Raw genomic sequence first — 25607 nt, 5'->3', positions numbered from 1 at the left:
ATGAACATCATGGTTAAAAATCAATAAAAGAATCTATTCAAAATGTTCATTGGACAAAGGCTGACCCCGCTTAATATCCTGTCTGGCTTTTTTTCCTAGTACAGAATTATAATATTTTGGTGCTAAACCATGCCCTGGTCGTATAGATCGTATATTTTTTTCAGAAAAAACTTCCCCTTCTTTGATGTCTTCTACAACAAAGAGTGATCTTCTTCTTGTTTTATTGGGTTCGGTCACTTCATAAACCACTTTTCCAAGTGCTTTTTCTGCTTCACGGGCAGCTTTCACCATGGCAGCAAATTCATCAGGTTCCATAGAAAAAGCCGAATCGGCACCTCCTTGGGAACGCTCAAGAATAAAATGTTTCTCAATTACTTGCGCCCCGAGGCTCACTGCAACCACTGGTACGGCACTTCCCAGAGTATGGTCTGAAACCCCCACCTTAACACCAAACCTTTCCTTAATATCTGGCATTGTCAATAGGTTTGCATCTTCAACAGTGGCAGGATATTGTGAAGTACATTTCAATAAGGTAATATCATCATTACCCACTTCCCTACAGGCTTGCACTGCCAACTCAATATCTTCGATCTCTGCCAAACCTGTTGAAATGATCATAGGCTTCATTTTTGAAGCCGCGTGTTTGATCAACGGGATATCTGTGATTTCAAAGGAAGCAATTTTGTACCGTGGCACATTGAGCGTTTCCAGGAAATCCACTCCCGCAATGTCAAACGGGGAACTAAAAAATTCCATCCCTAAATCTTCTGAAATTTTTTGCAGTTTTGGTTGCCACTCATACGGCATGGAAGCTTCTGTGTACAAATCATAGAGTCTGTAGCCTTTCCATAACCCTGAATCTTTTGGTTGAAAATAAGGATTATCATCATCCTTCACGTCTATGGTCATGGCATCTGCAGTATAAGTCTGAACCTTTACAGCGTCGGCTCCTGCTTTTGCCATTGCCTCAATAGTTTTTACTGCCAAATCAAAATCATTGTTATGGTTAGCAGATAATTCTGCAATGATATATAAATTACTTTCTTTCATTTTGTCTTTATTTAGTTTATTCCACAAAAATAGGTCACATTTAAATTAACATTTGTAATGTTACTTTCCTAGGCATTGGCGCATTTCTTCTTTATATACTCTACTACTCTTAAAGCCCCTTTATAGTCAACCATATCAGTTCCTCTTGCAGTACGTTCTATCCGCTTTGAAAGATCTTTAATCTCGATTATTGCATCTTCCAACTCCTTCGGAAAATCCTCAGAACCTACATTTATATTATTCTTTAATATACCCCTTTCGTTCCAGGTTTGTATATTCTTGTTTTGGTTATCGACTAAAGAAATACCTATTGCCGGAATGCCCAACAAAATCACCTCATTAAGGCTTTGTCCTCCGTTAGTGATTATAAGGTCGGCTGCTTTATATTCCTCCAACAAATCTAAAGGATTTAGAAAACCCAACCTTTCAACCCTATCCGGCACCTGAATATCAGCATTGCCAAGTATTTTGATAACCGCATTGTTCAAATAAAGAGATAATGTTGCAATCACCCTCTCGAGCACTTCGCTATTTGCATGCCCTCCTAAACTAATGAGAACTGTTTCAATAGTATTTTGCAGTTTCTTTTTTTCAATGTTCCAAAATATTTTTCTGAAAAGCATATATTCTGGTCCTGCCAGGAAATCAAGTTTATTTTTACCGGAAGAAGAAAAGTCCATTTCTTTTCCATACACACTTCCAAGTATTACAACACCATTGTTTGAAAAATTCAGTTTTGAATCAGCTATAGATAACACATAGGGAAATTCTGCTGCAATTTTGTCAAGGGTTTCCACGGGGACCCTATAAGAATCGAAAACAATAAGGTCTTCTTTTGAAACCAACCTCCTTATTTCTTCGGTATTCTGCCATTCCACCTTTTTCTTTGGATAATCCAGGTTCAATGCTTCATCCTTCCACTCTCTAATCAAAAACTCAACTTCATACCCTTTCTCTTGAAATGCATCTGCCAGGGATGAACACCTGCTTAAATGCCCAAAACCAACGCTTTTTGAATATTCTGTCAGAAAAAAGACTTTCATTAATTGAACTTTTTGAGGCTTACATTTATAAAATCATCTTTTTCCAATTTTAGCAATACAAGATCCTCATCCTCCCCAAATTTTTCAAATCCCCAGGAAATATTGGATTTTATTATCTTCTCATTCAACTTTTTATTCCTGGAATAAATTGTTTCTTTATTTAAGGTGCAAAACCAATACTTAAAAATCAGCAATTTTACCTTCGTCCCCAGACCTTTCCCCCTATACTCAGCTTCCCCTATAATTGCACCATATTCTGGCTGGGAATCCAAATTTTTAATATTGAATACTCCTACTGGCTTATTCTTAGAGAAAAGAATAATATCTACCCTATCATATAAACAATAGTTTTCAAGAAATGCAATTTGATCTTCGAGCTTTAACTTGTTGTCCATTTCCATAAAGGAAAGAATGGCTGGATCGTTCCTCCATTTTACCACTACAGGGGCGTGGCTTTTATTTATTAGCTCCCAAGCAAACCCTTCTGGAGCCTCCAGTTCTTGTAGCCTTTCAATAAATATATCCTTCGTTTTCATATAAGAACTAGCGAAACAATTTACAAGAGAGTTTTCAAAGCTGTAGCCAACTCCACATCTTCTTTGTTATCAATATCCACTGCTTTTTTCCAGTCCATTTCCCAAAAAATATGTCCTTTGCCGTAAAAGGTTTTGTCCCTTTTTAGATCTTCAATTTTAGCAATCCAAATTGCCCCTGTTGGGGAAAAAAGATCTGGCAAATCCTGGGACCTTTTTCGGGTTTCTTTAAGAATCCAATTAGGCTCATTTTTTTCATTCAGGGTGACCGCCCACCACGGGTTCATCCAAACATATTTATAACAGGACAAAACAAAAGGTACTGCTCTATCCTTAAAAAATTGATAACTGTTTGTAATATCTGAAGCATCCCTTAAAGGACATACTGCAAAAAGCTGCACTACTTCGTCGTAAAACTCACCTTTTTCTTCCAGTTGTATAATAGTCCGCAAAGTTGCCTCGCTAACAGGACTATGGTCATCGGCTGCTGAATCCCTCAAAAACGGTACTTCTGCACCATATTGTTTGGCAACTTCTGCTATTTCAGGAGAATCTGTGCTTACCACGATTTTTTCAAACAAACCAGATTCTTTGGCAGCTTCAATGGTCCAGGCTATCATTGGCTTCCCATTAAAATCTACAATATTCTTTTTAGGGATCCTTTTGGAACCACCTCTCGCCGGGATTACCGCAACTACTTTCTTATCTGTTTTCAACTTGCTCAATAATTTTTAAAACATTTATTCCGTCTTCCAGGGTAGCATTTAAACTTGTCCCTCCTGAAGCAAAACCACAGAAATCTTCCATTTGGTCCTGGTACATTTGTGTATATGCTTCGGAAGGAGGTGAAAATACTTTCTCTTTTTCACCTCCTTCATAAGGGGTGAAATAAATATCGTTGGATCCCCATTCGTATTTTCCTTTTTCTGTAAAAGCTTCAAAGACTTTTACGTTCACAGGGGAAAAGAAATCCAGTTCAAAATTCAATCTTATGTTTTTGCTCTTGGTGGTAAAAAATGCATAATCATCTGTATCAAGTTCCAAAAAAGAAACTTTATCCACTACACCCTTTACTTCAGAAGGTTCCCCAAACCAATCCAGCGAAAGGTCAATTTCGTGGCTAAGGGTTCTTATCACACCTCCACCTAAAGATTTTTGCGCTGTGTATTCCTTTCTATAATCTGCATACGGATGCCATTTGGGCAAATAAAAAGACCTTTTGAAACCTACCTTGAACGGAGGTTCTTCCTGAAAAAGGTTTTTTAAATAATGGTTTACCGGGTGAAACCTCATACAATAAGCAATCCTGATCAAGTCTGAATAAGATCGCAGGGTTTCTGCATTCTCCACAGAGGTATCAATAGGTTTTTCTATTAATACTTTAATTCCTTTTTCAAGAAATGGTTTTGCTGTCTCCACGTGTAAAGATGTTGGATTGGAAATAAGCACACCATCAGGTTCAAAATCTAGTGCATCTTGAAGCTCATAAAATTCCTTTATACCATTTTCCTCCTTTAGCACCCCTTTTTTGGTACGCAATGCAGCCAACTCCAATCCGCCTATTTTTTCAAGGTGACCTAAATGCCGCCGACCTATTGAACCTAAACCAATCAACAATATCCTCATACCCTTCCCTGTTCAATAATTTTCACCAACTCTAGCGTTTCTTCTGTTTCTATTAGCTGTGTTTTATTGTTCACCTGTTGTACAAATTCGTACAGCGACCTTTTAAAAGATGCATAAGTGCTACTGAATTTTTTGGTAATACTGTTTTCAGCTCCACAAAAGGTAAAAGCAAAAGGCGATTTTACTGTCCCGGTCACCTTAATATAGGCATTTAAATTTTCCCATTGAACTAATCCCTGATGAATATCTCCATTCCGGATACTTTTCACCTCTACTAATTTCCCGCGCTCCGGGAATTGAGCAACAATGGGTTCTAAGACATGAATTGCATAAGTATCCCAATATTTCCCAATGGAAGCTTCCACATATTTTATACTGCCCAATTCCTTCTTTTCGTCCTCGTTCAGTTTTAATTCCTCCGCAAAACGTATGGCAGAACAAGTATAGATTTGAGTATCATAAGTCCTCAAGGATAACATTTCTTCCGCGTCCTCCATGCTTAATGCAAAAGGCTTGTCAATAAAAACTGGCAATCCTGCTTTTAAAAATGGCTTTGCCATCTCCTTGTGGTTCTCGGCGTCATCCCTGGCTAGCAAAACAGCATCTACTTCCCCAATCATATCTTCCATATTCCCGACCACATTCTTGATCTTCGAAGCGGCAGCAATATGTTTGGACACTTCTTTATCCTGCGTCCAAACGTGGGTAACCTCACCAAATTCCCCCAGGCTATCCTCCGGGAAATTTTGTTTGGCAAGATATTCGGGGATCACGGGAAATGGACAATCTTTCATTAATTCGGGATTGTAACCATTAAAAATGGCACTCCAAGAATATGGATGCCCATTTCCTTCACTCAATCCTATCACTCCTATTCTTAACTTTTTGGCCATCTGGAGGGTATTAGAATATTGTCTGATATAGTTTCAGTAAGTTCTGGTAAAGTAGGTGCTTTTCCAATACTGTCGATATTTTTCAATAATTGCGCTTCAGTCTCAACCCCCGTGATCACCTTATCTATAAAAGGTTTTTCCATGGCAAATTTTAATAAAGCACCATTTAGGAGTTCTATTTCCCGAAGCTGCTCTAGAAGAGGTTTTACTTCAGCAAAATAATCCTGAAGCTCATTGGGATCCATAAAAAATAAACCTTGCAAAAAAGCAGATCTTGTATGGATTTCACAGCCTTTCTCCTTCAACTCTTTAATAGCCTTTTCAAACCTGCGGTCAAAATAATTGTAAGGCACCTGCACCAAATCGGGCTCAAATCCTTTTTCCAAAAGATTTTCCAGTTCTTCAGGTTCATTAAGTGAAAATCCGATGTTCATCACTTTTCCTTCAGCTTTTAAAGCTTGCAGTTCCTCCCACTGTTCCGGATGGTTTAAAAGTTCCATGGGCCGGTGGGCGAGGTATCCGTACAAATGGTTGAGTTCGAGGTTATTTAAACTTCGCTCTAGCTGATCATTAACCTTTTCCCCTCCAGAAGGAGGCAGAAATTTAGACACCAGCTTAAAACCTGAAATATTGTTTCTCCCTATAACTTCTTCCGCATCGCCATACGCAGATGCAGAATCCAGCATTTCGATGCCGCTATTCCTGGCTAATTTTAATATTTTCTGTACTTCTTCCGCAGATGTTTTCCCTTTTTTATTGGAAATCCCATAAGATAATCCAAATTGTACCGTTCCTAAACCTAATTTTCCACTAACCTTCATAAAATGAATTTATCTTTTCAATAACAAAAGATTGTTCATCATTGGTGAGGGTTGGGAACATAGGCAAACTTATGCAATGCTTATAATATTCTTCGGAATTGGGCAAATCACCTTCTTTCCAGCCAAATTGTCTGTAATATGGCATAAGATGGCAAGGGATATAATGGATTTGCGCAAAAATATCATGTTCCCGCAAAAAGTTGTACAATCCTAAACGATTCTCAACTTCAATAATATATAGGTGATAGGCGTGGCCTTCAATTACGGCAGACTGACCTTTTATATATTCTGAATTTTTAAAAGCTTCATAATATTGGGAAGCCACCTCTCTTCGCCGGTCCAAGCCTTCATCAGCCCTTTTTAACTGACTGGAACCCAAAGCTGCCTGAAAGTCTGTGATACGATAGTTGTAACCCAAATCCTGCATTTCCATATACCATCCGGGGTATGTCTCGACTCCGATCGACATGACAGAAGATCCTTCAGCAAATTCTATTGAATTTTGATATTTCTCATCGCTTTTTACAATCCCGTGGGTCCTTAGCTGAAGTAGCTTTTCATAAAGCTTCTCACTATCAGTTGTGATCATTCCGCCTTCCCCGCTGGCAATGTGCTTCACCGGGTGAAAAGAAAAAATGGAAAGTTCTGCAAATTTTCCATTTCCGCAGATTTGCTTGTTTCCTTTGGAATCTTCAAAATATCCACCGGGCGCATGGCATGAATCTTCAATGATCCACAAACCATGTTCATCTGCCAACTTTCTAAAAGCCTCAAGATCTACAGCCCTTCCGGCAAAATCTACCGGAATGATGCCTTTATAAGTTCCTTTAGGAGAATTTTCAAGAAGTTCACGAACCTTATTTATATCCAGCAAATAAGAGTCAGGATCTATATCAGCAAAAACCACTTCCCCACCGCAATATCTCACGCAGTTAGCAGAAGCAGCGAAAGTGATAGGGGTTGTAATTACTTTATCACCATTTTGAACACCTAAAGCAAGCGCACATAAATGCAAAGCAGCCGTCCCATTAGAAACGGCAACCGCATATTTGCTTCCGCAGTAGTCCGCAAATGCTTCTTCAAATTCTGCAATTCTGGGACCTTGTGTTAGGTAATCTGACTTTAAAGTTTCTACTACTGCATTAATATCTTCGTCAGTAATATCCTGTCTTCCGTATGGTATGATTTTCCTCATAATCCCCTGTTACGCTTCAAAAGTAGGATCTACATGTTCCTTAATAAGCTCCCTAAGCCTTTCTACCGATTCCCATTCGGTATTTTCCCCGGAGTTATAACGGAAACCCATTTCAACTTTTTCAGCATTAAATTCCTTCATGAAATCCTCTACCTTCCAACGATGGGTGGTAGGAACTATAACATAATATTTACCCAGATCGTAGGTATAAAAAGAATCGGAAGAAGTGATCATCTCTTCGTGTATCTTTTCACCCGGACGAATACCTACCACAGGTTTTTCACATTCAGGGCCAATAGCTTCGGCTACATCTGTGATTTTATAAGAAGGGATCTTCGGAACAAAAATCTCACCACCCCAGGCATTTTCAAGCGCATGCATTACCATGTCTACACCACCCTGTAATGAAATATTAAATCGAGTCATGGTAGGATCGGTAATCGGCAAAACGCCCTCTTTTCTTTTTTTTAGGAAAAAAGGAATTACTGAACCATTAGAACCCATTACATTTCCATATCTAACTACAGAAAAACGGATAGGATTTGAACCCACAATATTGTTTGCTGCTACGAAAAGTTTATCTGATGCAAGCTTCGTAGCCCCATACAAGTTTACGGGTGCAGCCGCTTTGTCCGTAGATAATGCCACGACACTTGTAACCCCTGAATCTGTACACGCATTTATAATATTTTCCGCCCCCAGTATGTTAGTTTTAACGCATTCCATAGGGTTATATTCTGCAATAGGAACATGTTTCATAGCCGCAGCGTGGATCACATAATCCACCCCACGAAAAGCCCTTTTCACCCTTTCATAATCCCTTACGTCACCAATAAAAAAACGAAGTTGAGGGAATTTTGAAGAAGGATATTCCTGAGCCATTTCAAATTGTTTCTGCTCATCTCTGGAGAAAATTACTAACCTTTTAATTTGAGGGGATTGTTTTAAAATATGTGCAGTTAAAGCTTTTCCCAATGATCCTGTTCCGCCCGTAATAAGGACAGATTTACCAGATAAATCCAACATATATGAGTTTAATTTTTTTAGAATTGTTAAAGATAAAAACTTTAAATAGGCTAACAGGGCAACTGCCGTTATTTTAATTATACTTTAACAGGAACAACTAGAACAAGAATGTCACCTGTATATGCAGAATATTTATAGGAAGAACTAATTTTCATGCCTAGAGAGATAGTTACTACTAAAGCTTTTTAAGAAGCTATCCATTTGCAGCAAAGAAAGAGCCAGTTGTGAATAAAAAAATATTCTCCGTTTCCAATTACTCTCGAGAAGTTTGCTTTGGGCACGAAGAATTTCTTTTAAATGATATTTTTTTTCAAAGCCGTACATATTAGTCACTCCTACATTTTCAATAAATACAGCATACATCAACAACCTCGATTTTACCGTTCGCGAAGTGATTCTGTTATCCTCATGTTCCCTAATCACTGCTACAGGTTCTTTTAGTTTTCCTGCAAAAAAGTTACCACGCCTTAATAATCGTCTCCACAGTTCCGAATCCTGATGTAATCTAAGCCGCTCGTCGAAAGGTTTATCTTCGAGGAGAAATTTTTTCCTAATGGTTAAAGTGTTCGTATGAAAAGATGGATGTTGTTGTTTTACGAGAAGAGAAAACTTATAAAATTCCTTTGGTTTTGCATTCTCACCAATGATCTTTCTTGGATCACCGATTTTTGCATTCTTTAAAGGAGTAGTGTTATTTTGTCCCGATTGCGCAGAAGAGTAAACAACATCAGCATTTGCATGTTCTGAAAAAACTTCTTTGTCATTTTCAAATCTGTTGGGCAGGTACCAATCATCTGCATCAAGAAAAGCTATATAGTCATATTTCGATTTTGAAATTCCAAGATTTCGACTTGCTGATGCCCCACGATTCTCCCCATTGGGATGCTGAAACAATCTAATTTTATCATATTCTTTTTCCAATGATTGACAAATTTCCAGGGCATTATCAGGGGAATTGTCTTCCACAAGGATTACCTCCCCTACCTGCTCCATATGAACAGCAGATTCTACGGCATGAGATAAAAATTGAGCGGCATTATAAACTGGCACAATTACAGAAACCTTGAAATCATTAAATGGCATAAAAAAAATTCTTTTTAGAAAGAAGTTAATACTGGTTTAGCCCTCGAAGAAAACTAATAAAATTAAAGGTATTAAACTTCATTAACAACTGAATTCAGAAAGATACTTTATTAAAGTAATTTTAACTCTTATAAAGACAACATCAAAAATAGCTTTTTGAAAGTTAAGATAATCTTAAAACGATAACAAACACAAATGCAATGATATGATAACTGCGAAAATATTTTGATATTAGTCAATATTTTCTGTTCTTACAGAACCCTTCAGCGTTGTTGCTAGGCTTTTAAACACCGATTAAAAATAGATTAAATAAACAACAAAACACCACACATGCCAGGTTTTAACCTATCTACAGGAGTATATCGTTTTCCAGAAAAAGAAAAGTTGGATCATATCTTTTATGAAAGTATCTCAAGATCTGAATATGCAATCAACAGATTTACTTTAAAAAAATTTATAAATGATAAAATATTCTACGACGATGAGCACTATATTATAATTCTTGATGGAGTTGTGCTCAACAAGAATTTTCTGGTCCAAGAAGGAGAAAATTGGGAAAAAGCGGTAATTCGGTTGTATAAAGCGCATGGAGAAACCTTCTTCAATAATTTCCGGGGTAGTTTTACTGGAGCTATTTATGAAAAAAAAGAGGAGAAATGGATTATTTTCAATGATCATTTAGGATCTAAACATTTATACTATTTTCTTCAAGATGATAAAATTTATATTTCTAGTGAAATTAGAGATCTTTATTCCTTGTTTAAAGGATGTTCTATAGAATACCATCTGGACCAACAGGCAACGTATATGTTGTTGAGTTACGGATATATGTTGGATAACCATACGCTCTGTACGGAAATAAAAAAACTTGAGCCCGGTTCTTTTGTCAGAGTTCAAAATAATAAAATCGACATTGAAAAATATTATACATTACCCTTAGCACCTAAAGAAGATAATCGAAGCACCTCGGAACTCATAGATGGTATAGATCAAAAATTTAAGGCTGCCATTAAATTACAGTTTGATAAAGATCTGGAATATGGTCATAGCCATCTTGTAGCATTGAGTGGGGGATTAGACTCCAGGATGACGTCCTGGGTTGCTCATCAAATGGGTTATAAGGATCAAATTAATTTCACATTTTCTCAAAGCAATTATTTGGACGAAACCATTCCTAAAAAAATAGCCGCTGATTTAAAACATGAATGGATTTTTAAAGCACTGGATAACGGTATCTTTCTCAAAGATCTTGATGAAATTAATAGGATTTCAGGAGGAAATGTATTGTATTACACCTTAGCTCATGGAAACAGCATGTTTAAGTTGTTAAACCTAAGTAACTTAGGGCTAGTGCACTCAGGCCAAATTGGAGATATAGTAATTAGCAGTTTTATAAAGGATTTTAATAACCTTGAAATTAGTGGCGTAAAAGCTTATTCGAAGAAATTTTTAGATAAGATTGAAAGGCCTTCTCCTGTAGCAAATAATATAGAAGAAAAAGAAGGAATTCTGATTTACAGAAGAGGTTTAAACGGAGCGAACAATGGTTTATTAATATACCAAGATAATACCGAAACTATGTCTCCTTTTTATGATATTGATTTTTTTGAATATTGTCTCTCGATTCCTATAGAGCGGAGAAAAAAGCATCAACTATATATTAAATGGGTTACTACTAAATACCCTGAAGCTGCAAAATATGTCTGGGAAACCACTAAAAAACCTGTTAGTACAAAAGAAGTAAAACCTATAATTATTCCTATAGGAGGAAAAAAGATACCCCTAAAATCTTTTCTACCTTTATTTTTACATAAGACGGGTATAAAAAAGCAGAAAAAGAAAAAGAAAAAATCCAAAGAACAAATGAACCCTCTGGATTACTGGTATGAAACAAATAACGATATTAAAGAATTTCAGGATCAGTATTTTAACCAAACCATACATCTATTAGATAAGAATAAAAAAATGAAACAGGAGATAACAGAACTCTACACCGAAGGAACCGCTATCGAAAAAAATCAGGTCCTGACTTTGCTTTCAGCTATAAAGTTGTTCTTCTAATTTTTTGATAATTATTTTAATCTTTACTAATCCTAATTATTGTAAGAATAAAGAATTTATGGCCTCTCTTTATTCTTACATTAAGTTCACCACTTCTCACACCACTATTGATAATCAGCGTTTTGACCAGCTGACCCGCTACTTTGAGCATATGAATAAGGCCAAAGATCACCAAAGGTTTACCTTCCTCTATCATAACAGGAAAATGTGCAGCTGGTGAAGGATTCTTATGAATACAAGTAATTTATGGAACATTACCACCGTAAATATGCTAAAGTAAAAGGCTCTATGAAGCTCGATCATGACCCTGGCCATGATCTTTTCATTGATTTTGCAGGCAAAAAACTTCATATTGTGGATCGAAGTTCCTGAGAAGTCATTGCGGTGGAAGTCTTTGTTGCTATCCTACCCAATAGCCATTACACCTATGTGGAAGCTTGTAAGAGCCAGAAACGAGAGGACGTGAATGCTGCGCCAATGCATTGCAATTCTACGGAGGTGTTCCCAAAGCCATTGTCTCAGATAATCTACTTCTTGGAATTAGGTGCACGTTGGAAGAAAATATAAATACGTTTCTAGTTGAGAAGGTCAGATTATCTATAAATGTCTTTCATGATCTTTTCAATCTGACATTTTAAATCTTTTAGTAAAACTTCCTGACTAATTTCCTTCTTTAATAACTCTCTATTTCTATTTTGCTCGGAAGGCGGCAAAAGATCCAGGCAACCAGGATTGTCTGGTTTTAAATCCATGGAAATAGAGAAAATTTTTATACCTAAACTTTTCAAATATGCGTATAGAGTATTCTCTTCGTTTAAAAAAACTTTAGCTCCCATCCATAACATTGTTAAAACGTTTCCTACAGCTTGCTGTCTATAATGGTTCATAATTACTATCCCGCACTGAGATATGTAATGATTATACTCATGCAAAGGCATGAAATCCATTAAGGAATCAAATTGGTTACCAAACAATTCTTTGCCCTTTTTTGTAATTTCCATGGCATAGGATCTGTTCCCGTAACTTAAGGGAGCTATTATTTTTTGTCTATCTAATGAGAAGGTGCTCAAAATTTTTAAAACTTCAAGGTGGTTATTTGTATAAGAAGCAGAATTACCTATTAGAATATTATTTGATTCTATTCTTAAAACCGGATCCTTTAGCATTGCTTCAATCGGGTAGTAAGAAAATTTCAGATGCCTCAATTTAGCTTTTGTTGTTTTTTCTATAAGATTCAGCTCCTCCTTGTATAATATTCCACAATAATTCATGCCTCGAATAGCCTTTAAAATAACTTCGTTTTTTCCTAGTACTTGGCCCATTATTCTTCTATAGAGTTTTCCCGGAAGCCTCCTAATGGAAGTCTCATAATTTTTGCTTCGATCTTTCTCAATAAATTTTTTAAAAGTGAGTGGACCATGTAAATCAGATGGATCAAATATTAATGAATTGCTATACACTTCCTTTCCGAAGACAATCCATATTTTTTTATATTTTGCGGGAATAACATTTGCAGCAAGACTGGCAAAATAACTTAAACCATGAAAGATTATAAGTTCGTCGCCCTTAAATTCCTGAATTATATTTTTAAATGTTGAGGCTCTTTTATCTACTAAAATAAAATCATCATTAATATTTACATATTCTATTTTCTTAGCAACATCATCTACTAGAAGGTAAAAAACATTGTTGTTTGGAAAACATTTGTTGAACTGCCAATAAGCGCTGTTAATAAACTTCTCATCAGTTGAAATATGTATTAGTTTTTTCATTTATTCTAGCAATTTCTATTTGCTTTTCAGGACCTTTAAGATATATTCAATATCATCTTTCGTCAATTGAAAGAAAAGTGGCAACCTGATTAAATGATCAGAATAAGTATCTGAATGAATTAATTCCCGAGAGCCATGAATGCCTTTATAGAAAGGACTTTTATGTAAACTCAAATAATGAAAAACAGAGTGAATTTTTCTCTTTTTCAGTTTTTTAATAATAAAATCTCTTTGAGCTCCACTTTCGCAAACTATATAAAACATATGAGCATTGTTGGTCGCATAACTGGGAATGTATGGTAAATTCATTCCCTGTTCCCGTATCCAGTCATTCAAACCTTCAAAGTACTGGTTCCAGTGTTCTATTCTTTTTTTTTGAATCTCCTCCAGGTTTTCCAATTGAGCCCATAAAAAAGCAGCTATTATTTCCGAAGGAAGGAAAGAGCTGCCAACATCCACCCATCCATATTTATCGACCTCTCCCCTAAAGAAGGCCGATCTGTTGGTGCCTTTCTCCCAAAGGATTTCAGCACGATCCATGAAGTCAGGATCATTAATGGCCAACATTCCACCCTCTCCTGAAATAATATTCTTCGTTTCATGAAAAGAAAATGCTGCAAGATGACCAATAGATCCTAACGCTTTCTTTACTCCGTCCTTGCCCGTATAGTAACTATCTATTGCCTGAGCCGCATCTTCTACTACGTATAGTCCATACTTCTCTGCTAATGCCATGATTTTATCCATATCACATGCTACACCTGCATAATGAACAGGAACAATAGCTCTTGTTTTCTCCGTTATCAGCTCTTCAATTTTGTTTTCATCCATTCCGGGATGATCTTCTCTACTATCAACAAAAACCAATTTTGCCCCCCTTAGCACAAATGCATTTGCAGTACTTACAAACGTATAGGAAGGCAATATAACTTCATCTCCAGATTTTATATTGAGCAAAAGGGCTGCCATTTCCAGAGCATCTGTACAGGAGGTTGTGAGCAAACATTTACCAAAACCATACTTTTCTTTAAAAAAATCCTGGCATAAATGCGTATATTTTCCATTTCCAGATAATTTACCGGTATAAACAGCATCATACACGTAATGTGCTTCTTTACCTGTAAGATAAGGCCGGTTAAAAGGTATTATTCGTTCCATACATGATATATTAACTGTACACTTTTTTTAGTAAATCCTTTTTTCTCATATAGCTTACATGCAGCTTTATTTTCGAGCTGTGTGACCACTTCAATTGAGCTGAAACCCTTATTAAAACTGTTGTTTTCACACTCGGTAATTAATTTTGACGCAAGATGCTTACCCTGATGTTTTTCATTCACTGCGATTAAGCCAATTTGAGATCGGACATTATCTTTATTCCCCAAAGTGACAAAACCACTTATATCTCCTTCAGCTACTGTCACTAGTGTTTCAAAAGCTATATCTTTATTAATACTATTATCCAACCAAGTTTTATATAAATTCTGAAAATGAGAAAGTGAAATCCTTGGATCTCTTCTAAATCTTGAATATATACCGCTAAGGTAGGCCAGAGATAACAACTGGTCATAGGAATGTAAACGGGAATCGAAGGATTTGACTTCTTCATTTCCTTCTATTGGTGCCAAGGCTTTGCTATATGTGGTTTTTTGGTCTACTAAAGTCAGACCAGGTATCCTTAATTCAAGATCAGAAAAAATATAAATTAGTTTAAAATCTTTAGAATAAGAAAGCACCTCCTGAAGGTTATCTTCCGGTCTATAGTTAATTTGCCCTACTGAAAAACCAAAAAAATTTGAATCCCATTCAGCCTTTTCTATCATTATTTTAGATAAATTAAATTGCTCTTTATTTCTCTTTTGATCCTTTCAGTCGTTTCTTAAACATGAAAAAACCTTTGGTGACTGTAATATCAGTGATAGAAAGTATGAACTGTCGGTCTTTTTCACAACTTCCTTTGCTTTTACAGTTTCCTCCTACAAAATTCAATTCTTCTTTTTTATGCCAGAAGGTTCCTTAAATAATCCCCATACTTACTCTTCTCATACTTATCTATGGCACTTTCTAGTTTATCTTTCCCTATAAATTTATGGATGAGGGCGACTTCTTCAATACATCCTATTAATGTACTTTGTCTGTTCTGCAGTACACGTATGAATTCAGTAGCATCATCAAGGGATTCTACTGTCCCGGTATCAAACCAACTCATTCCCCGTGTCATTACCCCAACTTCCAATTTCCCCGCCTCCATGTACATTTGGTTAATGGTAGATATTTCTTTTTCACCACGAGCTGAGGGTTTTACCTGTTTGGCATACTCCACCACTTTATTGTCATAAAAATATAATCCGGGAATGGCATACTTCGACTTTGGTACTTTGGGTTTTTCTTCGATACTTTTTACTTTTTTGTTATCATCAAATTCTACTACTCCATAACGTTCGGGGTCTTTTACAGGATATGCAAAAATAGATGCTCCATCAACATCCACTTTACTTCTTAATAAATTTCCAAAACCATTTCCGTAAAAGATGTTATCTCCCAGAATTAAAGCTACTTTTTCCTTGCCAATAAATTCCTCTCCAATAGTAAAAGCTTCAGCCAATCCTTTTGGCTCATCCTGAATAGCGTATTCAAAATTACAGCCCAAATCAGCTCCATTTCCCAACAATTTTTGGAAAGCTTTCTGGTCTTGTGGAGTAGTTATGAATAAAATCTCTCTTATTCCTGCCAACATCAAAACAGATAATGGATAGTAGATCATGGGTTTATCATAAACCGGTAATAGCTGTTTGCTTACAGAAATGGTAATGGGATATAATCTAGATCCTGAACCTCCTGCTAATATAATTCCTTTCATAAAAATTGGTTTAATACGAATTAATTATCATATTGTTTTGCATAATATTTCTGGTACTCTCCCGAGGTTACATGCTGCAACCATTTCTGATTCTGTAGATACCAGTCAACCGTCTTCTCGAGCCCTTCTTTGAAAGTAACCGAAGGTTTCCAGCCAAGCTCATTTTTAATCTTGTTTGCATCTATAGCATATCGTTTATCATGGCCTGGACGATCTTTAACATAAGTGATCAAATCCTGAGAACTACCGGGAGTTCGATCAAGTTTTTTATCCATGATAGAGCACAAAAGTTTTACCAAATCAAGATTTTTCCATTCATTAAACCCGCCAATATTATAAGTAGATTTCTTTTTCCCTTTATGAAAAGCCAGGTCTATTGCGTGCGCATGGTCTTCTACATAAAGCCAGTCCCTAGTATAATTTCCATCGCCATACACGGGAAGGGGTTTTTGATCTACAACATTATTGATAAACAATGGGATTAATTTCTCCGGAAACTGATTAGGTCCGTAATTATTGGAACAGTTGGATATTATATAAGGCATACCGTAGGTCTCTCCATAAGCCCTCACAAAATGATCTGAACTTGCTTTTGAAGCAGAATAAGGGGAATTAGGATCGTAGGAGGTTGTTTCTGTAAACAATCCAGTTTCACCTAAAGTACCGTAAACTTCGTCTGTACTGATATGATAGAACAATTTGTCCTCCAAATTGTCTATCCAGGTCTCTTTTGCTGCGTTTAAAAGGTTCATAGTTCCAATTACGTTCGTCTTCACAAAACATAAGGGATCGGATATTGACCTGTCCACATGAGATTCGGCTGCTAAATGGATTACTTTATCAAACCTGTACTTGTCAAACAAGTCTTGTATTTCTCCAATATTGTTGATGTCTGCTTTCAGAAAAGTATAGTTCTCCTCATCTTCAATATCTTTGAGGTTCTCCAGATTACCCGCATAAGTAAGGGTGTCTAAATTGAATATCCTGTATTCAGGATATTTTTTAACGAAAAGCCGAACAACATGGGATCCAATAAAACCCGCACCACCTGTGATCAAAACGTTCATGAATTCTAAATTTTTAGTTGTAATAAGATTTAAACCACTCAACAAATTTACTCACACCTTCCTCTATGGAAGTTGAAGGGTTATAATTGAATTCTTCTTTCAGCGAACTCACATCGGCCCAGGTCCTTTCCACATCGCCCGGTTGCATTGGCAGCATTTCTTTCTTTGCCTCTTTACCAAGTTCTTTTTCTATTTGATTAATAAAGTCAAGAAGTTTTACCGGTTTACTGTTACCTATGTTAAAGAGAGAATATTTTTCGTCATTATTGATAATTTTCTTTTCTATCACTGAAGTAATACCATCAACAATATCATCGACATATGTAAAATCCCTTTCTAAGTCTCCGTTATTAAAAACTTTAATAGATTCCCCTTTGCTAATGGCATCTGTAAAAAGGAACATGGCCATATCTGGTCTGCCCCAGGGACCATAAACGGTAAAAAAACGAAGGCCGATGGTTTGGAAACCATATAAATGGCTGTATGTATAAGCCATCAATTCATTGCTTTTTTTTGTAGCCGCATAAAGGCTTATTGGATGATCTACATCATCTTCAGTAGAGAAAGGGACTTTTTTGTTTTGTCCATACACGCTGGAACTACTTGCATAAACCAATCTTCTTATCTTATGGTGTCTACAACACTCCAATAAGTTCAAGAAACCTACCACATTGCTATCCACATAAACTTCAGGATTCTCAAGGCTATAACGCACTCCGGCCTGAGCCGCAAGGTTACATACAATATTGAATTTTTCCCGTGCAAACAATTCCGGAAGGTTTTTCCGATCTTCCAGATTCATTCGGATGAACTTAAAATCTTTATAAGTTCCACTTTCCGCAATGCAATTAAGCGTTAAAGCATTGTCTTTCGAAATGCCCAAGACTTCCAACCTATCATATTTTAATCCGGAATCATAATAGTCATTTATATTATCCAGACCGATTACTTCATAGCCATTTTGTATCAGCTTCTTTGCTAAATGAAAACCTATAAATCCAGCTACACCGGTAATCAGCACTTTTTCCTTCATTTCTTCCTTTTTCTAAATATATTTAAAATTAAACCATTCAACAATCAAAAGGGTTTTAAATAACCTACCCAATTGATTTACACTTCTTGTAATTCCACTAATTTTTTAAAATAAGGTGATTTTTCCAGCAATTCAGAAAAAGCCCCTATATGGGAGATTTCCCCATTTTTCATGACCACAATCCTATCTGCATTTTTAATAGTGGCTATCCTATGGGCCACAATTAAAATAGTGTATTCCCCTTTTAAAGCATCAATGTTTTCCTGAATCGCTCTTTCCGTCTCAGAATCAAGTGCCGAAGTGGCTTCATCAAGAATTAATATCTCCACCTCTTTGAACAATTCCCTTGCAATAGAAATACGTTGTTTTTGTCCACCACTTAAATTAATCCCATTATTCCCTAAATAAGTGTCCTCTTTTTCGGGAAGACTTTGAACAAAATCATTTATTGCGGCTTTTCTAATTGCCTCTGCAAATCTATTTACATTTTCTTCAGTTCGTTCTGCCCAGAAGGTAACATTGTTATACAAAGAATCATTAAATATTACCGAATCCTGAGTAATATATCCAATCTTTTTCTGAAAAGCATTAATGTTCCATTCATTGCTATTCACTGCGTTAATCAGATAATTTCCTTTTCCCACAGGTAAAAGTCCTGCAAGAATATTAACCAAAGTAGTTTTACCACTCCCACTTTCTCCTACAAAGGCCACCGTTTCAGCACTGTTAACTTTTAAATCTATTTTACGTAATATAGGTGTTTGGTCATAAAAGAATTCGACTTGAGAAAGCTCCAGTACTTTTACACTATCATCAGGTTTACCGCTACCGGTCTTCTCTTTATTCTGCCGCATTTCCTGCTCAAACAGCATGATATTTTCCAGTGAACCCGAGACTGCCAAAAACATATTATACCGGGTTTGCATAAGCATAAGATAGCTTAGGGCCCTATAAAAAAAGACTAGACTCATTAAGATAGGCCCAAGCCCCGAACCCATTATGGAAGTTTGAATATAAATAACTGATACCACAACCAATACCAAAATAGGTTCTCTTGCAGAAGTAAGAATTGCACTCAGCTTTCCAATTTTTTTATTATTACCCTCAATTTTTTTAACAGAATTTGAGAGTTTTTTTTCGTACCGTCTTAAAGATCCTGTTGCTTTAAGGTATTTAAAATTTGCTACATTCTGAATGATCAAGCTCTGGAATATATTATTGTCACCGGTAAGTTTTCTAGAAGCCCCTTTGGTTTTACGGTACAAATTTTTATAAAGAAAATTAGTAAGTATTCCACCTATTGAAACCAGTACAGCAAATTGTGCATCTAAAGTAAAAGCAAATGCCATATACACAATTACCAAAACAATGTATTGAAGCGCCTTTAGATAAGCAGAATATGCCGTTGATACCCTAGCAATTTCACCGGTCAGCGTATTCTGAATTCTTCCGGCATCTGACATTACAAAATATTTATAAGACAAATTATTTAGCCCTCTAAGATTTTTAAGTCTTAATTTAGTAATAAAATTTTGTTGCACATTTACTTTATACACATCTGCTATATACTGTACTATACCTTTCCCAACAAAGAAAAACATCATAAATGCCAACACCGTAAGAAGGTTTAATTCAAGACCTACAGAATTGAGAAAATCTACTAAAAACTGAAGTTTTCCCAGCTCTTCCGAATCCACAGATTCTGAATCATTTATCATTTGCAACAATGGCAAAAACATGGTGAGACCTAAACCATCTAGTACGCCAATTAAAATACTAAGACCAAGAACTACAAAAACCCTATGCCTAAGGTTCGTATAGAAATAAGCGAAACTTTCGAAGTATTTTTTTATGAATTTTTTAATCAAGTTTTTATGTGTTTTGTTTAACTCTGGTTATGTATTGAACCATGTTGTTGCTAAAGAAACTAAGAATAAAAATGGCTGTAGATTTAATAAAGAAATGATAGCAAAAAATAGATCTTCTTCTGAATCTTTTACATGCATATTAAATTAAATTTCCTTCAAAGATAGAGGCTTTCCGCAGTTTCACCTTTCTTTCGAGGAACTTTAATATTAATTTAAGAAAGCTTGACGGTTAAGGAAATTTATTAAACAGTGCATAGGGGAAATTCAAATAGAATGGAACACTAAAATACATAGTTTAGCTTCATTTTTAATTAAACCACCATCCCTGCCGCTACAGTCTCATTGGTGTTTTCATCTATTAATATGACGCTGCCTGTAATCCTGTTGTCCCGATAAGAATCGAGCATTAATCTTCGGGTAGTTCTTATTTTTACCCTTGCGATATCATTCATGGACAAACTTTTATCTTCATTGTCACGTTCAAAAGAATTAATATCCATTTTATAGACCACTTCTTTGATCATCGCTCGTTCTTCTTTGGAAGTATGCTGAACAATATATTTTGCCCTAGATTTTGCAGGTTCATTTGCCAACCAGCTTAACATGACATCAAATTCCTGTTCCATCTCTGGCTGATTATTTTTCTTGACAATCATATCCCCCCTGCTTACATCAATATCATCCTCCAGAGTTATAGAAATGGACATAGGGGCGTAAGCTTCAGAAATTTCCTGCTCCCCCGCATTGATTGATTTTATTATTGAAGTGAATCCCGAAGGCAATACTGCTATTTCATCACCAACACGATAAATACCACTGGCTACCCTCCCAGCATATCCTCTGTAATCCCGATGCTCCTGGCTCTGCGGCCTTAAGACTGTTTGAACAGGAAAACGGGCATCTATTTTATTGATGTCGCTACTTATATGCAGCGTTTCCAATATATTCAATAAAGTCCCTCCCTGGTACCAATCCATAGTTTCTGACCTATTGACTACATTGTCTCCCCGAAGGGCACTCATTGGGATAAAACGAACATCTTTCATCAATAATTTGGAAGAGAATTCTTCAAATTGACCTATAATCTCGTTGAAGCGGCTTTCAGAAAAATCGACAAGATCCATTTTATTGACGCATACGATCAAGTGCGGTATATTCAACAAAGAGGCAATAAAAGAATGTCTTTTGGTCTGCTCTATCACCCCATGCCGCGCATCAATCAGGATCAAAGCAGCATTAGCCGTAGAAGCTCCTGTGACCATATTCCTGGTATACTGGATATGACCTGGAGTATCTGCAATAATAAATTTCCTTTTTGGTGTGGTGAAATAACGGTAAGCTACATCTATAGTAATTCCTTGCTCCCTTTCATCTCTTAAACCATCTGTAAACAAAGCCAGGTCAACGCCTTCATGTCCTTTCTTGGCACTTGTTGCAGTGATAGCCTCTAGTTGGTCTTCGAAAATGGATTTCGAATCATATAAAAGTCTTCCTATTAATGTGCTTTTTCCGTCGTCCACACTTCCGGCAGTTGTAAAACGCAGTAATTGATTATTGTTTATTTCCATAATTAATAGTTCCCCCAGGTCTCTATGAGAATTAGCGGAAGTTAAATTTTCAGATTGATTCTTTATTCCTTTTTTTGTTGTTCCTTCTAGAGAGCTACGGGGCTAAAAATAACCCTGCTTCTTCCTATCTTCCATAGCGGTTTCTGATCTTTTGTCATCAGACCTATCCCCCCTTTCTGTTTTGCGCATGGTTGAAACCTCCAGCGCAACTTTTTCCAGACTGTCGGCTTCAGATTCAATTCCACCCGTAATGGTGATATCACCTAATGTCCTGAACCTGATCTTTTTTGTAACAACTTCTTCTCCCTCTTCCAACTTAAGAAATTCGGAAAACGGGATCCAGCTGTTATTCCTCCAAACCACTTCCCTCTCATGGGCAAGATATAGAGAAGGAATCTCAATTTCCTCTCTTTTTATATAATTCCACACATCCATCTCAGTCCAATTACTAATTGGAAAAGCCCTGAAATGTTCTCCTTCGAAATATTTTCCATTCAGCAAATTCCACAATTCAGGACGCTGGTTTCTAGGATCCCATTGCCCAAAATCATCCCGGTGTGAAAAAAAACGTTCTTTAGCACGGGCTTTTTCTTCATCACGTCTACCGCCTCCTATTGCACAGTCAATTTTATTTTCCTCAATAGCATCCAGAAGAGTTGTGATCTGCAAAGCATTTCTGGTTGCATTTTTCCCTTTTTCCTCGGAAACTCGTCCTTTATTGATTGAATCCTGAACAGAGCCTATAATAAGTTTTACACCTAGTGACTCTACAAGATCATCCCTAAATTTTATAGTTTCCGAAAAGTTATGACCCGTATCGACATGCATTAACGCGAAAGGTATTTTCGAAGGGTAAAAAGCTTTTTTAGCCAAGTGAGTGACCAGTATAGAATCTTTTCCACCCGAAAAAAGTATCACCGGATTTTCAAATTGAGCCCAAACTTCCCGAAGGATGTAAATGGCCTCAGATTCTAGTTCATCAAGGTAATTTAAATAGTACTTACTCATTAGTTCAAGTAATTTTTATTCAGAAATTGTAATATCTTCTTAACAGATTCCTCTATAGTCTCTTGTTCTGTTATAATTTCGAGATCAGCTTGTTCAGGTGCTTCATAGGGAGAGTCAATCCCTGTAAAATTCTGCACCTCTCCTCTTCTTGCCTTTTTATATAAACCTTTTACATCTCTTTTTTCGCATACGGCCAGTGGAGTATTAACGTATATTTCCACAAAGTGTTCCTTGCCAATAATTTTTTTGGCTTTTTCCCTTTCCTTTCTTAGAGGAGAAATAAATGCTGAAATTGTGACCAGGCCTGCATCTATAAAAAGTTTAGCGACCTGAGCAATTCTTCGGTTATTCTCTTCTCTATCCTCCTTGGAAAAACTCAGCCCTTCATTTAATCCACAGCGTAAGTTATCTCCATCTAAAGTATAGGTTCGGATATTTTTTTGAAATAAAGCGATTTCCAATGCATTGGCAATTGTGGATTTTCCTGAGCCCGATAAACCGGTAAACCAAATCACAAAGGAATTATGACGATTCTGTTGGTTTCGATCGCTCCTGGTAATCTGGTAATCCTGCTTTATAATATTTTCTGTCATTTGTCAATTAATCCATTTATCCTGTACCGCAAAAACGGATTTTTTTAACCCTAGTTGCCAACTAGGGATTGCAAGATGGCTTTTTTTCCTGTATTTTCCTTGAAACACAAAAGGAAATTTTTCTGAGAATAGCATTGTTAAGATCATTTTGAAAAATGATGGTCATTTATCACGCTGAAGAAAGGGAAAGAAAAATATCTGCAAAAATAAAAAGGTTTAATGTGCAGAACTTGCTACAAAAAAATCATTTAGAAGATCTTTTTTGTTGTAACACATAACTTCACCTGTACGCTGAGAAATGACTTTAATGCCTACAGCTTCACAAATGGCCTGGCCTGCCGCAGTATCCCATTCCATAGTAGGAGCAAATCGAGGATAAATGTGCGCATTCCCTTCAGCCAAGATGCAGAATTTTAAAGAACTGCCCCGGGAAACGATCTCAATGTCCTTTTGATGCTTCTTCTTTAAATTCTCTATAAATTCAATAGTTTCTTCATTCATATGGGAACGACTCCCCACTACTCTTAACTCATTTACCGGAATAGAAATTCCTATTTCCTCAGAATGCTCCATTATTCCGGAAATATCATTGACTTTATCTGAGACAGAAACTTTGTATGCCTTATTTTCAGAAATATCAGCATAATAAAGCTGTTGAATAGCAGGTGCATAAATAACCCCCAGAATTGGCTCTTGATTTCTGACTAAAGCAACGTTAACTGTAAATTCACCATTTCTTTTAATGAATTCTTTAGTTCCATCTAGAGGGTCGATTATCCAACACTGCTCCCACTCCTTTCTTTGCTTGTAAGGAAGCTGATTGTTTTCTTCGCTTATTATAGGAATACCTCTAGGCAATAAGAATGTATTTATAACTTCATTTGCTTTTTGGTCAGCAATGGTAAGCGGGGAATCATCAGCTTTAGTTTCCACCTGGAAATCCTCATTTTCATAAATATCCATAATGACATTTCCGGCTTCCAGACAGGCTTTTATTGCAATTTGAAGTTCTTCTTTCACTTATTGTTTTTCTTAGATCGAAAATACAGCCAATAGCATTAAAGTAGCGAATGATTTACACTAATTTCCTATAGCATAAAATTCAAAACCAATTTCTTCTTTGGTTTTACGATCCAACAACCTTCTTCCGTCAAACAAAAATGCAGGTTTCAGCATGTTTTTATAGATCTCCTTCCAATCCAGCTCTTTAAACTCATCCCATTCAGTTAGTACTGCAATGGCATGGGAATCTTGGCAAGCTTCCATAGGGGAATTGACCACGGTCACCATCCTCCGGTTTTCTTCATCACTTCGGGTGCCAAGGTAATTTAAATCGGAAAAAATTTGCTCTTCAGTCACTTTTGGGTCATAGACGACCACTTCCGCTTGTTCATTAAGAAGGTAGTCTGTCACATAAATTGCTGCAGATTCCCTGGTGTCATTGGTATCTTTTTTAAAGGCCCAACCAAGAATAGCAATTTTTTTACCAGAAACTGTATTATACATTTTCCTCACCATATTGGCCGCAAAACGTCTTTTTTGATGATTGTTCATTTTTATCACCTGCTCCCAGTAATCTGCCACTTCTTCAAGTCCGAATGATTTAGCTATATATACAAGGTTTAAAATATCTTTTTGAAAGCAGGAACCTCCAAACCCTACAGAGGCTTTTAAAAATTTTGGTCCTACTCTACTGTCCATTCCTACTGCCCTGGCAACTTCCTCCACATCAGCACCTGTTTTTTCACATAATTCAGACATCGCATTTATTGAAGAAACTCGTTGTGCTAAAAATGCATTTGCAGTTAATTTTGATAGTTCTGAAGACCATACGTTTGTAGTAAGGATGTTTTCCCGTGGCACCCATGAAGCATAGATACTCACCAGGGCATCCATGGCTTCTTTTCCTTCCGTGGTGTCTATATCACCTCCAATTAGGACTCTGTCAGGATTTTTCAAATCATCAACAGCCGTTCCTTCAGCAAGAAATTCTGGATTTGATAAAATCTGAAAACGCACTCCGTTACCCGTATTATCCAGAATATCTTTTAAAGCTGCCGCTGTACGTACTGGAAGGGTAGATTTTTCAACTACGATTTTATCATTTTTGGCAACACTTGCTATTTGTCTGGCACACAATTCGATCCATTTAAGATCTGCAGCCATTCCCTTCCCTATTCCATAGGTTTTTGTGGGGGTATTTACAGAAATAAAAATCATATCTGCCTTATCTATTGCACTCTCCACATCTGTAGAGAAAAATAGATTTCGCCCTCTAGCCTCTTTCACAATCTCAGAAAGTCCAGGTTCATAAATAGGGATTTTTTCCACATCAGGATCATTCCATTGCGCAATTCTATTCTCGTTAATATCTACAACAGTGACATTTACTTTAGGACATTTTTGAGCAATTACAGCCATGGTAGGTCCACCTACATATCCTGCTCCAATACAACAGATATTCTTTATTTTCATTCGATAAAAGATTATTTCCTCCGTAAGCTATA

25 protein-coding genes are annotated in these 25607 nt (G+C 36.5%); 2 read left to right on the top strand and 23 right to left on the bottom strand.

The genetic code is table 11. From position 1 onward, the window contains the following. Nucleotides 1-33: 33 nt before the first annotated feature. From pseI to IE056_RS04760, 10 genes are all read right to left on the bottom strand, one after another. Nucleotides 34-1050: a pseudaminic acid synthase gene (gene pseI, locus IE056_RS04805; RefSeq protein WP_189603553.1), complete on the bottom strand. Its 1017-nt coding sequence runs from the start codon at nucleotides 1048-1050 to the stop codon at nucleotides 34-36. Between the two features lie 68 nt (nucleotides 1051-1118). Continuing rightward, a complete protein-coding gene (locus tag IE056_RS04800) occupies nucleotides 1119-2093 on the bottom strand; it encodes a hypothetical protein (RefSeq protein WP_189603552.1) in 975 nt (324 codons plus the stop codon). After that, nucleotides 2093-2629: a GNAT family N-acetyltransferase gene (locus tag IE056_RS04795; RefSeq protein ID WP_189603551.1), complete on the bottom strand. Its 537-nt coding sequence runs from the start codon at nucleotides 2627-2629 to the stop codon at nucleotides 2093-2095. Before IE056_RS04795 ends, IE056_RS04800 begins: the two co-directional genes overlap by 1 nt. 20 nt (nucleotides 2630-2649) lie before the next feature. After that, nucleotides 2650-3342 (bottom strand): acylneuraminate cytidylyltransferase family protein, encoded by a 693-nt coding sequence (locus IE056_RS04790; RefSeq protein WP_189603550.1) that lies wholly within the window; start codon nucleotides 3340-3342, stop codon nucleotides 2650-2652. After that, nucleotides 3329-4252, bottom strand: coding sequence for a Gfo/Idh/MocA family protein (locus tag IE056_RS04785; RefSeq protein WP_189603549.1), 924 nt, complete (start codon nucleotides 4250-4252; stop codon nucleotides 3329-3331). Before IE056_RS04785 ends, IE056_RS04790 begins: the two co-directional genes overlap by 14 nt. Continuing rightward, nucleotides 4249-5145, bottom strand: coding sequence for a Gfo/Idh/MocA family oxidoreductase (locus tag IE056_RS04780; protein ID WP_189603548.1), 897 nt, complete (start codon nucleotides 5143-5145; stop codon nucleotides 4249-4251). The genes IE056_RS04785 and IE056_RS04780 overlap by 4 nt, the downstream gene beginning before the upstream one ends. Then, nucleotides 5130-5966, bottom strand: coding sequence for an aldo/keto reductase (locus tag IE056_RS04775; RefSeq protein ID WP_189603547.1), 837 nt, complete (start codon nucleotides 5964-5966; stop codon nucleotides 5130-5132). The genes IE056_RS04780 and IE056_RS04775 overlap by 16 nt, the downstream gene beginning before the upstream one ends. Further along, nucleotides 5956-7161, bottom strand: a complete 1206-nt coding sequence (gene pseC, locus IE056_RS04770; protein ID WP_189603546.1) for a UDP-4-amino-4,6-dideoxy-N-acetyl-beta-L-altrosamine transaminase — start codon at nucleotides 7159-7161, stop codon at nucleotides 5956-5958. Before pseC ends, IE056_RS04775 begins: the two co-directional genes overlap by 11 nt. Before the next feature lie 9 nt (nucleotides 7162-7170). Next, nucleotides 7171-8187: a UDP-N-acetylglucosamine 4,6-dehydratase (inverting) gene (gene pseB / locus IE056_RS04765; protein ID WP_189603545.1), complete on the bottom strand. Its 1017-nt coding sequence runs from the start codon at nucleotides 8185-8187 to the stop codon at nucleotides 7171-7173. A 144-nt stretch (nucleotides 8188-8331) separates the two neighbouring features. Further along, entirely contained in the window at nucleotides 8332-9270 is a 939-nt protein-coding gene (locus tag IE056_RS04760; RefSeq protein WP_189603544.1) for a glycosyltransferase family 2 protein, read from the bottom strand. A 330-nt stretch (nucleotides 9271-9600) separates the two neighbouring features. Here IE056_RS04760 and IE056_RS04755 point away from each other — a divergent pair, with 330 nt between their 5' ends. Next, nucleotides 9601-11331: an asparagine synthetase B family protein gene (locus tag IE056_RS04755; protein ID WP_189603543.1), complete on the top strand. Its 1731-nt coding sequence runs from the start codon at nucleotides 9601-9603 to the stop codon at nucleotides 11329-11331. Between the two features lie 16 nt (nucleotides 11332-11347). Here IE056_RS04755 and IE056_RS04750 read toward each other — a convergent pair whose 3' ends face one another. Next, a complete protein-coding gene (locus IE056_RS04750) occupies nucleotides 11348-11527 on the bottom strand; it encodes a hypothetical protein (protein WP_189603542.1) in 180 nt (59 codons plus the stop codon). A 50-nt stretch (nucleotides 11528-11577) separates the two neighbouring features. Between IE056_RS04750 and IE056_RS18585 the strand changes: the two genes are divergently transcribed. After that, a complete protein-coding gene (locus tag IE056_RS18585; protein ID WP_262891437.1) occupies nucleotides 11578-11703 on the top strand; it encodes a hypothetical protein in 126 nt (41 codons plus the stop codon). 221 nt (nucleotides 11704-11924) lie between these two features. Here IE056_RS18585 and IE056_RS04745 read toward each other — a convergent pair whose 3' ends face one another. The 12 genes from IE056_RS04745 to IE056_RS04690 form a co-directional block, all read right to left on the bottom strand. Beyond that, complete coding sequence (locus tag IE056_RS04745) at nucleotides 11925-13103, bottom strand: TDP-N-acetylfucosamine:lipid II N-acetylfucosaminyltransferase family protein (protein WP_189603541.1); 1179 nt, start codon at nucleotides 13101-13103, stop codon at nucleotides 11925-11927. Between the two features lie 15 nt (nucleotides 13104-13118). Then, a complete protein-coding gene (gene rffA, locus IE056_RS04740; protein WP_189603540.1) occupies nucleotides 13119-14261 on the bottom strand; it encodes a dTDP-4-amino-4,6-dideoxygalactose transaminase in 1143 nt (380 codons plus the stop codon). Beyond that, nucleotides 14249-14926, bottom strand: coding sequence for a GNAT family N-acetyltransferase (locus IE056_RS04735; RefSeq protein ID WP_189603539.1), 678 nt, complete (start codon nucleotides 14924-14926; stop codon nucleotides 14249-14251). Before IE056_RS04735 ends, rffA begins: the two co-directional genes overlap by 13 nt. A 176-nt stretch (nucleotides 14927-15102) precedes the next feature. Next, entirely contained in the window at nucleotides 15103-15963 is an 861-nt protein-coding gene (rfbA, locus tag IE056_RS04730) for a glucose-1-phosphate thymidylyltransferase RfbA (RefSeq protein WP_189603538.1), read from the bottom strand. A 20-nt stretch (nucleotides 15964-15983) separates the two neighbouring features. Next, a complete protein-coding gene (rfbB, locus tag IE056_RS04725; RefSeq protein ID WP_189603537.1) occupies nucleotides 15984-17030 on the bottom strand; it encodes a dTDP-glucose 4,6-dehydratase in 1047 nt (348 codons plus the stop codon). Between the two features lie 13 nt (nucleotides 17031-17043). After that, on the bottom strand, nucleotides 17044-18063 hold the full coding sequence (locus IE056_RS04720; RefSeq protein WP_189603536.1) for an NAD-dependent epimerase: 1020 nt from the start codon (nucleotides 18061-18063) through the stop codon (nucleotides 17044-17046). Between the two features lie 77 nt (nucleotides 18064-18140). Beyond that, nucleotides 18141-19931, bottom strand: a complete 1791-nt coding sequence (locus IE056_RS04715; protein WP_229793656.1) for an ABC transporter ATP-binding protein — start codon at nucleotides 19929-19931, stop codon at nucleotides 18141-18143. A 311-nt stretch (nucleotides 19932-20242) separates the two neighbouring features. Next, nucleotides 20243-21499, bottom strand: coding sequence for a sulfate adenylyltransferase subunit 1 (locus IE056_RS04710; protein WP_189603535.1), 1257 nt, complete (start codon nucleotides 21497-21499; stop codon nucleotides 20243-20245). A 102-nt stretch (nucleotides 21500-21601) separates the two neighbouring features. Then, nucleotides 21602-22507 (bottom strand): sulfate adenylyltransferase subunit CysD, encoded by a 906-nt coding sequence (gene cysD / locus IE056_RS04705; protein WP_189603534.1) that lies wholly within the window; start codon nucleotides 22505-22507, stop codon nucleotides 21602-21604. Continuing rightward, complete coding sequence (gene cysC / locus IE056_RS04700; RefSeq protein WP_189603533.1) at nucleotides 22507-23100, bottom strand: adenylyl-sulfate kinase; 594 nt, start codon at nucleotides 23098-23100, stop codon at nucleotides 22507-22509. Before cysC ends, cysD begins: the two co-directional genes overlap by 1 nt. A gap of 216 nt (nucleotides 23101-23316) precedes the next feature. Next, complete coding sequence (gene cysQ, locus IE056_RS04695; RefSeq protein WP_189603532.1) at nucleotides 23317-24120, bottom strand: 3'(2'),5'-bisphosphate nucleotidase CysQ; 804 nt, start codon at nucleotides 24118-24120, stop codon at nucleotides 23317-23319. Nucleotides 24121-24180: 60 nt separating this feature from the next. Beyond that, entirely contained in the window at nucleotides 24181-25575 is a 1395-nt protein-coding gene (locus IE056_RS04690; protein WP_189603531.1) for a UDP-glucose 6-dehydrogenase, read from the bottom strand. Nucleotides 25576-25607 lie beyond the last annotated feature (32 nt).

The organism is Salinimicrobium marinum (assembly GCF_014651535.1).
Taxonomy (GTDB): Bacteria; Bacteroidota; Bacteroidia; order Flavobacteriales; family Flavobacteriaceae; genus Salinimicrobium; species Salinimicrobium marinum.
Note: the sequence above shows the minus strand (reverse complement) of the source record. Positions and strands in the feature narration are given on the sequence as shown.

Coding starts and splice junctions, on each gene's coding strand:
- pseI (WP_189603553.1), bottom strand. CDS start 1,050: ATGAAAGAAAGTAATTTATATATCATTGCAGAATTATCTGCTAACCAT.
- IE056_RS04800 (WP_189603552.1), bottom strand. CDS start 2,093: ATGAAAGTCTTTTTTCTGACAGAATATTCAAAAAGCGTTGGTTTTGGG.
- IE056_RS04795 (WP_189603551.1), bottom strand. CDS start 2,629: ATGAAAACGAAGGATATATTTATTGAAAGGCTACAAGAACTGGAGGCT.
- IE056_RS04785 (WP_189603549.1), bottom strand. CDS start 4,252: ATGAGGATATTGTTGATTGGTTTAGGTTCAATAGGTCGGCGGCATTTA.
- IE056_RS04780 (WP_189603548.1), bottom strand. CDS start 5,145: ATGGCCAAAAAGTTAAGAATAGGAGTGATAGGATTGAGTGAAGGAAAT.
- IE056_RS04775 (WP_189603547.1), bottom strand. CDS start 5,966: ATGAAGGTTAGTGGAAAATTAGGTTTAGGAACGGTACAATTTGGATTA.
- pseC (WP_189603546.1), bottom strand. CDS start 7,161: ATGAGGAAAATCATACCATACGGAAGACAGGATATTACTGACGAAGAT.
- pseB (WP_189603545.1), bottom strand. CDS start 8,187: ATGTTGGATTTATCTGGTAAATCTGTCCTTATTACGGGCGGAACAGGA.
- IE056_RS04760 (WP_189603544.1), bottom strand. CDS start 9,270: ATGCCATTTAATGATTTCAAGGTTTCTGTAATTGTGCCAGTTTATAAT.
- IE056_RS04755 (WP_189603543.1), top strand. CDS start 9,601: ATGCCAGGTTTTAACCTATCTACAGGAGTATATCGTTTTCCAGAAAAA.
- IE056_RS04750 (WP_189603542.1), bottom strand. CDS start 11,527: ATGATAGAGGAAGGTAAACCTTTGGTGATCTTTGGCCTTATTCATATG.
- IE056_RS18585 (WP_262891437.1), top strand. CDS start 11,578: ATGGAACATTACCACCGTAAATATGCTAAAGTAAAAGGCTCTATGAAG.
- IE056_RS04745 (WP_189603541.1), bottom strand. CDS start 13,103: ATGAAAAAACTAATACATATTTCAACTGATGAGAAGTTTATTAACAGC.
- rffA (WP_189603540.1), bottom strand. CDS start 14,261: ATGGAACGAATAATACCTTTTAACCGGCCTTATCTTACAGGTAAAGAA.
- IE056_RS04735 (WP_189603539.1), bottom strand. CDS start 14,926: ATGATAGAAAAGGCTGAATGGGATTCAAATTTTTTTGGTTTTTCAGTA.
- rfbA (WP_189603538.1), bottom strand. CDS start 15,963: ATGAAAGGAATTATATTAGCAGGAGGTTCAGGATCTAGATTATATCCC.
- rfbB (WP_189603537.1), bottom strand. CDS start 17,030: ATGAACGTTTTGATCACAGGTGGTGCGGGTTTTATTGGATCCCATGTT.
- IE056_RS04720 (WP_189603536.1), bottom strand. CDS start 18,063: ATGAAGGAAAAAGTGCTGATTACCGGTGTAGCTGGATTTATAGGTTTT.
- IE056_RS04710 (WP_189603535.1), bottom strand. CDS start 21,499: ATGGAAATAAACAATAATCAATTACTGCGTTTTACAACTGCCGGAAGT.
- cysD (WP_189603534.1), bottom strand. CDS start 22,507: ATGAGTAAGTACTATTTAAATTACCTTGATGAACTAGAATCTGAGGCC.
- cysC (WP_189603533.1), bottom strand. CDS start 23,100: ATGACAGAAAATATTATAAAGCAGGATTACCAGATTACCAGGAGCGAT.
- IE056_RS04690 (WP_189603531.1), bottom strand. CDS start 25,575: ATGAAAATAAAGAATATCTGTTGTATTGGAGCAGGATATGTAGGTGGA.